Raw genomic sequence first — 575 nt, 5'->3', positions numbered from 1 at the left:
AAGGATCTTGGTTTTGATTCACAGGAGAAGGCTAACCTCATGGTATCCCACATTAATTCCCAGCCAAAGGAGAACCTAAAAGGAAAGTCACCGCTTGAGATGATGGAGTTCCTAAGTCCAGATTTATATAAGAAATTCATAGAATTTGGAATCAAGAAAATAGAAAATGATGAAATAATTTTAAAACCATATTTATTAAAAGAAGATAACTAAAATCATTCGGAGAATGTATGAAACATGAGATGCAGACTGACAATAGCACATGCAGTTAAAGTGGAATTTAGTCTTACACCCGAAAAAAATGAACGAAATTCCATAGCTTTATTGTGCCTTAAAATACAATGATTTCTGTGATTAAAGTCACACTTCTTATATACGTATGACTAATTTCCATTTCTAAAACCAAAAGAATATCAGACTTAATATCCGATATTCTTATGAAAACATTATTCTGAACGAGTAAATTCCATATTATTTACATTCTGTTTTAAAGTGGAATTTAACTTTTCACTTTAGAAGAAAAGAAATTAAGTCCGCTTAGTGTGGACTTTTTTCTTTTATATCGTTATTATTTA

Annotated in this window: 1 pseudogene; it reads left to right on the top strand. The window is 30.1% G+C overall.

From position 1 onward, the window contains the following. A pseudogene (locus B2S90_RS03485) lies at positions 1 to 213 on the top strand (IS30 family transposase); the annotation flags it as partial. Positions 214 to 575: the final 362 nt, after the last annotated feature.

The sequence above is a fragment of the Catenibacterium sp. UBA627 genome (assembly GCF_002299355.1).
GTDB classification, from domain to species: Bacteria; Bacillota_I; Bacilli_A; order Erysipelotrichales; family Coprobacillaceae; genus Catenibacterium; species Catenibacterium mitsuoka.
This window is presented reverse-complemented; position numbering and strand designations above follow the sequence as displayed.